A 12,319-nucleotide genomic window follows, 5' to 3' on the forward strand; every position below is an offset into this window, starting at 1 on the left:
CTACCCGGTAAAACCCCCGGATCCGGTACCCGACATGTTGAACCTGCATGGCACTCCTCCCTCGCCAAAGAAGTGCCAAAGGTTTGTGAACTTATGCAGCGCAAATCGGCATTAGTCCCAGCTGAGGGCGCCGCCGGTTTGGTACTCGGTAACCCGGGTCTCGAAGAAGTTCTTTTCCTTCTTCAGGTCCATCATCTCGCTCATCCACGGGAAGGGGTTCTGCACGCCTTCCCACTGCGGTTTGAGGCCAATTTGGCTAAGACGACGATTGCCGATGTAGTGAACGTACTCCTTGAACATTGGCGCATTCAGTCCCAGCACCCCGCGCGGCATGGTGTCGTCGGCGTAGGCACACTCCAGCTCCACCCCTTTGCGAATCAAGTCGATGATCTCTTCCTGGAATTCCTCGGTCCAGAGGTGCGGATTTTCGATCTTGATCTGGTTGATCATGTCGATGCCGAAATTACAGTGCATCGACTCGTCGCGCAGGATGTACTGATACTGCTCCGCCGCCCCAACCATCTTGTTCTGCCGGCCCATGGCCAGGATCTGGCTGAAACCAACATAAAAGAAGGTTCCCTCCATGATGGTGGCAAAGACGATGAGGGAGCGCAGCAGCAGTTGGTCGTTCTTGGTGGTGCCGGTCTTGAAGTTGGGGTCTGCCAAGACTTCGATGAAGGGGATGAGAAAGTCATCCTTGGCGCGTACCGAGGGAACCTCATGGTACATATTGAAGATTTCGCCTTCATCGAGCCCTAAAGATTCGACGATGTACTGGTAGGCGTGGGTGTGGATAGCTTCTTCGAAGGCCTGGCGCAGCAGATACTGGCGACACTCGGGCGCGGTAATGTGGCGGTAGGTGCCGAGCACGATATTATTCGCCGCCAGACTGTCGGCAGTAACGAAAAAGCCCAGATTGCGCTTGACGATGCGGCGCTCGTCTTCGCTCAGCCCCTTGGGGTCTTTCCAAAGGGCGATGTCGCGAGCCATCTGCACTTCCTGCGGCATCCAGTGGTTGGCGCAGGCGGCTAAGTATTTGTCCCAAGCCCACTGGTATTTGAAGGGTACCAGTTGGTTGACATCGGCGCTGCCGTTGATGATGCGCTTGTCCTCGGCACGCACCCGGGCCAGGCTACTCGCCTGAATGCCCGCTTCGGAAGCGGCTCCGCGCTGCTCATGGTAGGCCGGCAGGGTTATGGTCTTTGGGTTTTCTTCGGCAAAATCGAGCATGGAATTCTCCTGGGTCAGGGCCGCCTTACTGGCAGGCCTCGCAGCTGGGGTCGTCGATGGCGCAGGCCTTGAGGCTGCCCGGAACGGCATTCAGGGTGCCGGTTTGCACCGTAGATTTTTCTGCCGCCGTAGCCCCAAGAGAGCGCAGGTAATAGGTGGTCTTGATGCCGCGCCGCCAGGCAAGACGATAGGTATCGTCAATTTTTTTGCCCGAGGGTTGGCTAAAGTACAAGTTCAGACTCTGGGACTGATCGAGCCACTTCTGCCGCCGCGCTCCCGCCTCTACGAGCCACTGCGGGTCGATCTCGAAGGCATTGGCATAGAGGGTCTTGAGCTGGCTCGGGATGCGATCGATGGGCAGAACCGAGCCATCGAAGTACTTGAGATCGTTGACCATTACCTCATCCCAAAGATGCAGGCGCTTGAGGTCGCGAACCAGGAACTCGTTGACCACGGTAAACTCGCCCGAGAGATTCGATTTCACGTAAAGGTTCTGGTAGATCGGCTCGATACCCTGGCTCACGCCAACGATGTTGGAAATCGTTGCCGTGGGAGCAATGGCCAAGCAATTGCTGTTGCGCATGCCGCCCTGCACTTTTTGCCGCAAGCCCGACCAATCGAGATGTTGGGTACGATCGAGATCGACTCCTTGGCTACGGCTGCGCGCCAAAATCTCGATACTGTCGATGGGCAGAATGCCTTGGCTCCAGAGGGAGCCCGCAAAGCTCTGGTAGGCGCCGCGCTCCCGCGCCAAGTTGGCCGAGGCGTCGATGGCATGGTAGCTGATGAGCTCCTGGCTGATGTCGGCAAATTCCACCGCCGCTGGCGAAGCGTAAGGAATACGCAGGGCGAGGAGGGCATCGGAAAAGCCCATCAGCCCCAAGCCCACCGGGCGATGGCGCAGATTACTGTTACGCGCCTTGGCTAGGGCGTAGTAATTGATGTCGATGACGTTGTCGAGCATGCGCATGGCAACACCAATGGTGCGCGCCAGCTTCTCGCCGTCGATGCAGGCAAGGATCTCCTCGGCGCTCATTTGCGTGCGCAGCGCAGTGGATTCTTCCTCCGCGGGCAGGCGCAGGTGTGCCAGCAGATTGACGGAACCCAGGTTACAGACGGCAATTTCCTTGTCGCTGGTGTTGAGGGTGATCTCCGTGCAGAGGTTGGAACTGTGCACCACGCCCACGTGCTGCTGCGGGCTGCGCAAATTGCAGGGGTCCTTGAAGGTGATCCAAGGATGCCCGGTCTCGAAAAGCATGGTCAGGATCTTGCGCCACAGCTGCAGGGCGGGAAGACGCTTGAAAAGGGTGATTTGCCCGGCGTCGGCCATACGCTCGTAGGCCTCGTAGCGGCTGCGGAAGGCGTCGCCGGTGAGATCGTGCAAATCCGGCACGTCGTTGGGGCTGAACAAGGTCCAGTCGCCGCCACTCTCTACGCGCTCCATGAACAGATCAGGAATCCAATTGGCAGTGTTCATGTCGTGGGTACGCCGGCGATCATCACCAGTGTTCTTACGCAGCTCGAGAAATTCCTCGATGTCCAGATGCCAAGTTTCGAGGTATGCACAGACCGCACCCTTGCGCTTGCCACCCTGGTTTACCGCCACCGCGGTGTCGTTCACCACCTTGAGGAAGGGGACAACGCCCTGACTCTTGCCGTTGGTGCCCTTGATGTAAGAACCGAGGGCGCGCACCCGCGTCCAATCGTTGCCCAAACCGCCCGAGAATTTGGATAGCAAGGCATTGTCCTTGATGGACTCGTAGATGCCGTCGAGATCGTCGGCTACCGTGGTCAGGAAGCAGCTCGACAGCTGCGGACGCAGGGTGCCCGAGTTGAAGAGGGTAGGCGTGGAGCTGACGAAGTCAAAGCGGGAGAGGACTTCATAGAAGGCGATGGCCTGTTCCTCGCGATCGACTTCCGCGACGGCGAGCCCCATGGCCACACGCATCCAGAAGGCCTGCGGCAACTCGATACGCCGCTCGCGCACATGCAAAAAATAGCGATCGTAAAGAATCTGTAGACCCAAGTATTGGAATTGCAGATCGCGCTCCGGGCGCAAGGCGGCGCTGATTCGCTGCAAATCAAATTGCCCGAGCCGCGGGTCGAGCAGTTCGTGCTCGATCCCGGTGGCGATGTAGTCGCAAAAATAGTCGGCATAGCGCTCGGCCATCTGTGCCTGGGTGCAGGGCTCGCCAAGAACCTCGCGGCGGATGCGATCGAGGAGCAAGCGCGCCGAAACGTAGGCATAGGCCGGGTCGCGCTCGATCAGAACGCGGCTGGCGAGAATGGGCGCCTGAAACAGCTCTTCTTCGCTGATGCCATCGTAGAGATTCTTGACCGTGTTTTGCAGGATGGTTTCTACCGAAACCGCGTCACCAAGACCGCTGCAGGCCTCTTCGATGACCGCGCGCAGACGCTCGCGATCCAAGGGCTGGCTGCTGCCATCGGCCCGTCGCACCTGATATTCGGTGCTGGTGGGCGATTCCTGCCGCTGCCGCTGGGCCCGTTCCCGGGCGCGCTCTTCGCGATAGAGCACGTACGCTCGCGCCACCTCGTGCTCGCCGGCGCGCATCAGGGCCAACTCGACCTGATCCTGGATGTCTTCGATGTGAAAGGTGCCGCCTCCGGGCTGGCGCCGGGCAAGCGCACTGATGACCTGCGCCGTGAGGCGAGACACCTGTTCCCGTACCCGGGCGCTGGCGGCGCTGCCACTGCCCTCAACGGCGAGGAAGGCTTTGGTCATGGCTAGGTGAATCTTGCTGGCGTCAAAAGCAACTAAGGCGCCGTTGCGACGGATGACGCGGTGTTGCACTTCGTTTGGGTCCGACACGAGGGCTGGTGCAGAGTTGGGCATGGGCTTTCTCCTTGGCGATCTTCCACAAAATATAGTTATCTGAACCCGGCTGTCAACACTATATATAGTGTTGACAAGCTGTGGATGAGCGGGGGATGCCTGTGGATATCTGGGTATGGATAGAGGCCAATTTAGACTTGTTCTATGTGGCTGGCGAGCGCATACTTCCAAGTAACCGTTCTGCCGGAGAATTTCTCACATGACCGAAACCGCCCTCGATCTTGCCCGCGAAAACTTATTGCGGCCTGCGGGCATCGACGAGTCGGCCCTGGAACGCGTCTTTGCACAGTTGAGCCGACGTGCCCTCGACGATGCCGATTTGTACTTTCAATATAGCCGTAGCGAATCCTTCAGTCTCGAAGAAGGGGTGGTCAAGTCCGGCAGTCACAGCATCCAACAGGGAGTCGGGGTGCGCGCCATTTGCGGCGAACGTCAAGGGCTCGCCTACTCCGACGAAATAGCCGTCGATGCCCTCCTCGGTGCTGCCGAGGCCGCGCGCAGCATTGTCCACCACCCCGGGCAGGAGCGCGCCATGCAGTGGCGTAGCCGCGGCGGTTTGCAGCTCTACCCGGCCGTCGACCCCTTGGCCAGTATCGACAACCGCGAAAAGATCGCCCTCCTCGAACGCCTGGAAGCCGTGGCTCGCGCTGCCGATCCGCGCGTCGTGCAGGTCATGGCCAGCCTCGCAGCACGCTACGAAGTAGTACTCGTGGCGCGTCTGGATGGCAGTCTTGCGGCCGATCTGCGCCCCTTGGTGCGCCTGCACGTGACCGTCATTGCCGAGGAGAATGGTCGCCGCGAACAAGGCAGCGCCGGTGGCGGTGGGCGACACGATTACCGCGAATTTCTTGCTGGCGATCTGGCCGAGTCCTATGCTCGCGAGGCCGTGCGCCAGGCGCTGGTCAATCTCGAGGCGGAGCCGGCCCCGGCAGGGAGCATGGAAGTCGTCCTCGGCCCCGGCTGGCCGGGAATTCTGCTCCACGAAGCCATCGGTCATGGCCTCGAGGGCGACTTCAACCGCAAGGGCACCAGTGCCTTCTCCGGCCGTATCGGCCAGCGGGTGGCCGCACCAGGGGTGACCGTGGTCGATGACGGCACCTTGGCGGGGCGCCGCGGCAGCCTCAATCTCGACGATGAGGGCCACCCCACCCAATGCACCGTGCTGATCGAGGACGGCATTCTGCGCGGTTACCTGCAGGACAGCCTCAACGCCCGCCTCATGGGCGTGGCGTCGACTGGTAACGGGCGGCGCGAGTCTTACGCCCATTTACCTATGCCGCGTATGACCAACACCTACATGCGGGCCGGGCAGCTGCCACCGGAGGAAATCATCGCTAGTGTCAAAAAAGGGCTCTACGCCGTCAACTTTGGCGGTGGGCAAGTCGATATCACCAGTGGCAAGTTCGTTTTTTCGGCTTCCGAGGCCTACTTGATCGAAAACGGCAAGATCACGCGGCCGGTGAAGGGAGCGACCTTGATCGGAAATGGTCCTGATGTGCTGACCAGAGTTGAAATGATCGGCAACGACCTCCAACTAGATCCAGGGGTGGGGACTTGCGGAAAGGATGGTCAAAGCGTTCCGGTCGGGGTCGGGCAGCCGACCCTGAAGATTCGCGACCTGACCGTTGGAGGAACCCAGTGATCGTGTCGTTACCGATTCACGCGGTTTGTAGTATTGTCAGGCTCTTGGCAGAGGTCTAAGATCGCAGGTATTGGGGTCACTTGTACCCAGTCTAAACTCCCTACGGGGGAGGTGAGGGAATGAATAACGTTTTCAAAAACGTACTTTTGTGGGTGGCGATCGGGGTGATCCTCGTTTTCGTCTTCCAAAATCTCAACTCGTCGACTTCAACGCCAGCGCAGGCGATGAACTTCTCGACCTTCATCAACAGTGTGAAGCAAGGGCAGGTGGTGGATGTCACCATGGACGGCAACCACCTCAAGGGCACCTTGAGTTCGGGGCAGCAGTTCAGCGTGTACACGCCCCCGAATGACACCCAGCTGGTGCCGCAATTGCTTGCCGCTGGGGTCAAGATCGACGTCAAGCCGCCCCAGGGGCAATCCCTGTTGTTGGCGCTTCTGATCAATTGGTTCCCCATGCTTCTCCTCATTGCCGTGTGGATTTTCTTCATGCGGCAGATGGGTGGTGGCGGTGCCGGTGGTCGTGGGGCCATGAGTTTTGGCCGCAGCCGCGCGCGCATGCTCAGTGAGGAAAACAACAAAATCACCTTTGCGGATGTCGCCGGCGTCGAAGAAGCCAAGGAAGAAGTGGCAGAGATCGTCGACTTCCTACGCGACCCACAAAAGTTTCAGCGTCTTGGTGGGCGGATTCCCAAGGGTGTCCTGCTCATGGGTTCCCCGGGTTCGGGTAAGACCTTGCTCGCCCGCGCCATTGCTGGCGAGGCCAAGGTGCCTTTCTTCTCCATCTCTGGTTCCGACTTCGTCGAAATGTTCGTGGGTGTTGGTGCCTCCCGCGTACGCGACATGTTCGAGCAGGCCAAGAAGCACGCACCCTGCATCATCTTCATCGACGAAATCGATGCGGTGGGTCGCCAGCGTGGTGCGGGTCTGGGTGGTGGTAATGACGAGCGCGAGCAGACTCTCAACCAGATGCTGGTGGAGATGGACGGCTTTGAAGGAACCGAGGGCATCATCGTCATTGCCGCGACCAACCGGCCCGACGTGCTCGATCCTGCCCTTTTGCGGCCAGGTCGCTTCGATCGCCAAGTGACGGTACCCTTGCCGGATGTTCGTGGTCGCGAGCAGATCCTCCAGGTGCACATGCGTAAGGTGCCCTTGGCCCCGGATGTCGACCCCAAGATCATTGCCCGCGGCACCCCCGGTTTTTCCGGTGCGGATTTGGCCAACCTGGTCAATGAAGCGGCTTTGATGGCAGCGCGCAAAAGTAAGCGCCTAGTCGATATGCATGACTTTGAAGATGCCAAAGACAAGGTCATGATGGGGGCCGAGCGTAAATCGGTGGTGATGAGCGACAAACAGCGTGAAACTACGGCGTATCACGAGTCCGGACATGCCGTGGTCGCCAAGCTCCTGCCGGGTACCGACCCGGTGCACAAGGTCACCATCATCCCGCGCGGGCGCGCCCTTGGTTTGACCATGCAGTTGCCTACCGAGGATCGCTTCAACTACGAACGGCAGGAGATTTTGAACAATATCTCGATCCTGATGGGCGGCCGTATTGCCGAAGAGGTCTTCCTCAACCAGATGACCACGGGTGCCGGTAACGATATCGAGCGAGCCACGGATCTGGCGCGCAAGATGGTGACCCAATGGGGCATGTCGCAAATCGGCCCCATGGTGATCGGCGAGAAGGAAGAAGAGATGTTCCTCGGCCGAGAAATAACCAAGCACAGCAATGTCTCGGAGCGCACCGCGCAAACCGTGGACGAGGAAGTGCGTGCCATCATCCAAGAGCGTTATCAGGTGGCGCGTAAGCTGATCGAGGAAAATCGCGAAATCGTCGAGAGGATGGCACGGGCCCTGCTCAAGTATGAAACCCTGGACGCCAATCAGGTCAACGATTTGATGGCTGGCCGGGATCCGCGGCCGCCGCAGGATAGCGGTAGTCCGGTTACCACGGGTACTGGGGGAATGGGCAACCCCGAACAGGTGCCGAGCAACCTGCCAAAGCTCAATCCAGGAGAACATCCCGTTTGAGTCCTGCCGTGGTCGCGCAACGACGCCCCTGGTTGCAGGGGCGTTCTTGTATCATGGGCATCGTGAACCTCACTCCCGATTCCTTTTCCGATGGTGGTAGCCACCTTGGCGTCGCCGCCGCCCTCGCCCATGCCCGACGGCTCTGGGAAGAGGGGGCCGATATTCTCGACCTGGGTGCCGAATCGACTCGTCCCGGCGCCCGTGAGCTACCCGTGCAGGAGGAACTCGATCGCCTGCTGCCTGCCCTTGCCGCCATTCGTGCCGAGATTCCCTTGCCCATTTCGGTGGATACGCGCAAGGCAGCAGTCATGCGCGCGGCGCATGCCCATGGCGTGACCCTCATCAACGATGTCAGCGCCCTCACTTTCGATCCCGAGGCCCTGGATACCGTGGCCGAGTTAGGGCTCGATGTTTGCCTCATGCACATGCGCGGCACGCCACAAACCATGCAGTCGCTGACCGAGTACGACGACTTGCTGGAGGAAGTTTCTAGCCACCTCGCCCAACGGCGCGATGCTTGTCTACAGAAGGGGATTGCGCGGGAGGGGATACTCCTCGACCCGGGCATCGGTTTTGCGAAAGACGACGCTGGTAATCTCGCCTTGCTGCGGCGGCTCGACGTCGTAGCGCGCCTCGGGCAACCGATCCTCCTCGGCCTTTCGCGCAAGGGCTTCCTGGGGCGTCTGGCGGGGATCGAAAATCCGGCAGAGCGGGATGGCGTCAGTATTGCAGCCCTGCTTTGGACGCGGCGGCATCCAGGTGCGGTAGTCTATCGTGTGCACAACGTGGGAGCGACCCGGCAAGCTTTGCGCATCTGGGATGCTCTAGAGTCAGAAGGATAAAGCATGACAAGACGTTTTTTTGGTACGGATGGTGTGCGTGGCCGAGTCGGCGAGATCCCAATGCGAGCCGATTGGGTGTTGCAACTCGGCTGGGCTGCGGGTCGAGTGCTCACCCGGGGGGTGCAGGGGCGCCCGCGGGTACTGATCGGTAAGGATACCCGCCTTTCCGGGTATCTCCTCGAGTCGGCGCTCGAATCCGGGCTTGCGGCAGCTGGGGTCGATGTTCTACTGGTCGGCCCTCTGCCCACCCCGGCCATAGCGTATCTCACCCGCACCCTGCGCGCCCATGCCGGCATCGTCATCAGCGCTTCGCACAATCCCTACGAAGACAATGGTATCAAGTTTTTTTCTGCCGACGGCTACAAACTGCCGGATGCGGTAGAGGAAGCCATTGAGGTGGAACTCGAAAAACCCATGGCCTGTTCCGCCCCAGATGCCCTCGGCAAGGCGCGTCGAGTCGACGACGCCTCCGGTCGTTATGTCGAGTATTGCAAGACCACCTTTCCCGTCAGCGCGGATCTGCGCGGTTTGCGGATCGTAGTCGACGCCGCCCATGGTGCCGGTTACAAGGTCGCGCCCATGGTATTTAGCGAACTGGGGGCGCAGGTGGAAAGCATCGGGGTCCAGCCCAACGGGATCAATATCAACGATGGTGTGGGCTCGACGGCGCCGGCGGCCCTGATTGCGGCAGTAGCCGAGCATCGGGCGGATCTTGGCATTGCCCTCGATGGCGACGGCGATCGTGTTCTGCTGGTCGACGCCAAAGGCAATGCCTGGGATGGTGATGCCATCCTCTGGATTCTCGCCCAGGCCATGGCCGAGCAGGGGGCGCTGCCGGGTGTGGTCGGCACGGTAATGAGTAATCTGGGTTTGGAGCGAGCCCTGCAGAATGCGGGGATCCCCTTCGTGCGCAGCGCCGTGGGCGATCGTTACGTGCTCGAACGCATGCAAGCCCTGGGCTATCCCCTGGGGGGCGAAAATTCTGGGCACATCATTACCCCTGCCAACACCACTGGCGACGCCATTCTTGCCGCCCTGCAGGTACTTGCTTTCTTGCAGCGCAAGGGACGGCAGTTGCACGAGTTTGCCGGTGCCCTACAGCTCTACCCGCAGGTGCTCGTTGGCCTGCGCTTGGCAGATGCCAAGGGCAAACTCCAGCGCGCGGATGTCCAGGCGGCCCTGAAGAGTGCAGAACGGCAGTTGGCCGGCCATGGGCGACTGCTGGTACGTGCTTCCGGCACCGAGCCCTTACTGCGCATCATGGTCGAGGCCGAGGACCGACAGATTGCCGTAAGCGCTGCCGAGCAGCTGCGCGCACAAATCGCCGCCTGTGTTGCAGAGCCTGCCAATGTTTGAGCGCGGGGCAAATTGACCCTTACCGGGGGACTCTTTACACTCCCCCGTTCATTCGGATGGTTACAGGTAGAGGGAAGGCGACGTGCGCGCGATCATGGTAGCTGGCAATTGGAAGATGAATGGCCTGAATGCAGATGCCGAGCATCTCACCCAGGCGATTATCGACGCAGGTTTAGTGCCAGCCTCGCCGGAGGTCGTTCTTTTCCCGCCTTTTACGCTCTTGACGACGGTGCAGCAGGTCGCCAAGGGCGGCTCCCTACGCTGGGGAGGGCAAAATCTCTTCTGGGAGGCGCACGGCGCCTACACCGGCGAAATTTCTGGTGCGATGTTGCGCGATACCGGTTGCCGCTACGTGTTGGTCGGTCATTCCGAGCGCCGGCAGATCTTCCAGGAGAGCGACGAGATCGTCCTGCGTAAGGTCAAAGCTGCACTCCACTCGGGCTTGGTACCCATGGTCTGTATCGGCGAGACAGAGCAGGAATACCTCGAAGGGCGCACCCAGGAGGTGCTGCGACGCCAGGTGGAAGCCATTTTGCCTGCCCTCGGCAGCGCCGGACAGCAAGCCAACCTGATCCTTGCCTACGAGCCCGTTTGGGCCATTGGCACGGGCAAGACCGCGAGTCCCGCCCAGGCCCAGGAGGTGCATGCCTTCGTGCGCAGTCTGATTGCCGCCAAGAGTCCCGATATCGCGCGCAAGATTTTGATTCTTTATGGCGGCAGTGTAAAAGCAAGTAACGCCAAAGCGCTTTTTGCCGAGCCCGATATCGACGGTGGTCTGGTTGGCGGCGCTTCCTTGCAAGCGGCAGAATTCATTCAGATCTGCCAAGCTGCCCATGCGGTAATCCGAGGTCTTTGATTATGTATACTTTGTTGCTGGTCTTGCAGGTCCTGATCTGCATCGCCTTGGTCGGACTGGTATTGATCCAAAAAGGGCAGGGTGCCGATATTGGCGCCGTTTTTGGTGGCGGTGGTTCGCAAACGGTCTTTGGCGCCCAGGGGGCAGGCAATTTCCTCAGTCATGTCACGGCAGTGTTGGCGGCCCTCTTTTTCCTCAACAGTCTGGCCCTGGCCTATCTTTCGGAGCACGAAGCCCATCAGGTAGGAGCCGGTATCGCCTTGCCGAGCACCAGTCCCGTTGCGGCTCCAGTAGCTTCTGGTGCGGCTCCGGCAGCTTCCGTCGCGCCGAGCGCGCCGGCGGCCAGCTCGTCAGCAGCGGCCAGCAGTAGCGCGCAGCCGGCCATGGCAGCGCCAAGTGCCGGTAAGGTGCAGTCCGCTGCGAATAAGCCTTGACGTCTTTCCCAGGGCATGAGACATTTTTGATCCACTTGCCGAAGTGGTGAAATTGGTAGACACACCGTCTTGAGGGGGCGGCGGCGCAAGCCATACCGGTTCGAGTCCGGTCTTCGGCACCAAATCACAGCCCGCGTGGCTGTTTTTTTGTCTCTGGAATAGTTCAGAGATTTGATTATACAGATAAAATTATTTTTATAGCGACCCTGACGGGTGATGACGACAGTGTTGGAGGGGCCGGTTCGGTGCTTGGACAGTATTTGCCTGTGCTGATATTTCTGCTGGTTGCCTTGGTGGTCGGCGTGGTGCCCTTGGTTCTGGGTAGCAAGCTGGGCCCCAGTCGACCCGACAGCGAAAAACTCTCACCCTACGAGTGCGGTTTCGAGGCCTTCGAAGATGCGCGCGTCAAATTCGACGTACGCTACTATCTTGTCGCCATCCTGTTCATTCTCTTCGACTTGGAGATCGCCTTTTTGTTTCCCTGGGCGGTGGTTTTCGATGCCGTCGGAATGACGGGCTTTTTGGCCATGATGGTGTTTCTGGCCATTCTCGTCGTTGGCTTCATTTACGAATGGAAGAAGGGGGCCTTGGAATGGGAATAGAAGGGGTTCTCGAAAAGGGTTTTGTTACCACCAGTATCGACACGGTGGTAAATTGGAGCCGTACGGGTTCGCTCTGGCCCATGACCTTCGGCCTTGCCTGTTGTGCTGTCGAAATGATGCACGCCGGTGCAGCACGTTACGACCTCGATCGCTTCGGCATCATCTTCCGGCCTAGTCCGCGACAATCCGATGTGATGATCGTTGCCGGCACCCTGGTCAACAAAATGGCGCCAGCCCTGCGCAAGGTCTATGACCAGATGCCAGAGCCGCGCTGGGTAGTGTCCATGGGTTCCTGCGCCAATGGCGGGGGCTACTATCATTACTCTTACAGCGTCGTGCGCGGTTGCGATCGCATCGTCCCGGTCGATGTCTACGTGCCGGGTTGCCCGCCCACGGCGGAGGCCCTTCTCTTTGGGCTGATACAGCTACAAAAGAAGATCCGCCGCACCAATACTATCGCCAGGTAG

10 protein-coding genes and 1 tRNA gene are annotated in these 12,319 nt (G+C 59.8%); 9 read left to right on the forward strand and 2 right to left on the reverse strand.

Going from position 1 to position 12,319, the window contains the following annotated elements:
* Positions 1-111: 111 nt before the first annotated feature.
* A complete protein-coding gene (locus RTI30_RS00005; protein ID WP_312262125.1) occupies positions 112-1,230 on the reverse strand; it encodes a ribonucleotide-diphosphate reductase subunit beta in 1,119 nt (372 codons plus the stop codon).
* A gap of 25 nt (positions 1,231-1,255) precedes the next feature.
* Positions 1,256-4,084 carry a ribonucleoside-diphosphate reductase subunit alpha gene (locus RTI30_RS00010; RefSeq protein ID WP_312262126.1) on the reverse strand — a complete coding sequence of 943 codons (2,829 nt, stop codon included), beginning with the start codon at positions 4,082-4,084 and terminating at the stop codon, positions 1,256-1,258.
* 199 nt (positions 4,085-4,283) lie between these two features.
* Here RTI30_RS00010 and tldD point away from each other — a divergent pair, with 199 nt between their 5' ends.
* From tldD to RTI30_RS00055, 9 genes are all read left to right on the forward strand, one after another.
* Positions 4,284-5,726: a metalloprotease TldD gene (gene tldD / locus RTI30_RS00015; RefSeq protein ID WP_312262127.1), complete on the forward strand. Its 1,443-nt coding sequence runs from the start codon at positions 4,284-4,286 to the stop codon at positions 5,724-5,726.
* Between the two features lie 119 nt (positions 5,727-5,845).
* Positions 5,846-7,762, forward strand: a complete 1,917-nt coding sequence (gene ftsH, locus RTI30_RS00020; protein WP_312262128.1) for an ATP-dependent zinc metalloprotease FtsH — start codon at positions 5,846-5,848, stop codon at positions 7,760-7,762.
* A complete protein-coding gene (folP, locus tag RTI30_RS00025) occupies positions 7,759-8,604 on the forward strand; it encodes a dihydropteroate synthase (protein ID WP_312262129.1) in 846 nt (281 codons plus the stop codon). The genes ftsH and folP overlap by 4 nt, the downstream gene beginning before the upstream one ends.
* Before the next feature lie 3 nt (positions 8,605-8,607).
* A complete protein-coding gene (gene glmM, locus RTI30_RS00030) occupies positions 8,608-9,960 on the forward strand; it encodes a phosphoglucosamine mutase (RefSeq protein ID WP_312262130.1) in 1,353 nt (450 codons plus the stop codon).
* Between the two features lie 82 nt (positions 9,961-10,042).
* Positions 10,043-10,816, forward strand: a complete 774-nt coding sequence (tpiA, locus tag RTI30_RS00035; RefSeq protein ID WP_312262131.1) for a triose-phosphate isomerase — start codon at positions 10,043-10,045, stop codon at positions 10,814-10,816.
* Between the two features lie 2 nt (positions 10,817-10,818).
* Complete coding sequence (gene secG / locus RTI30_RS00040) at positions 10,819-11,250, forward strand: preprotein translocase subunit SecG (RefSeq protein ID WP_312262132.1); 432 nt, start codon at positions 10,819-10,821, stop codon at positions 11,248-11,250.
* Positions 11,251-11,287: 37 nt separating this feature from the next.
* Positions 11,288-11,372, forward strand: a tRNA-Leu gene (locus RTI30_RS00045).
* A 123-nt stretch (positions 11,373-11,495) separates the two neighbouring features.
* Entirely contained in the window at positions 11,496-11,852 is a 357-nt protein-coding gene (locus RTI30_RS00050; RefSeq protein WP_312262133.1) for an NADH-quinone oxidoreductase subunit A, read from the forward strand.
* Positions 11,843-12,319 (forward strand): NuoB/complex I 20 kDa subunit family protein, encoded by a 477-nt coding sequence (locus RTI30_RS00055; RefSeq protein ID WP_004868919.1) that lies wholly within the window; start codon positions 11,843-11,845, stop codon positions 12,317-12,319. The genes RTI30_RS00050 and RTI30_RS00055 overlap by 10 nt, the downstream gene beginning before the upstream one ends.

Source organism: Candidatus Igneacidithiobacillus taiwanensis (genome assembly GCF_031962545.1).
GTDB classification, from domain to species: domain Bacteria; phylum Pseudomonadota; class Gammaproteobacteria; order Acidithiobacillales; family Acidithiobacillaceae; genus Igneacidithiobacillus; species Igneacidithiobacillus taiwanensis.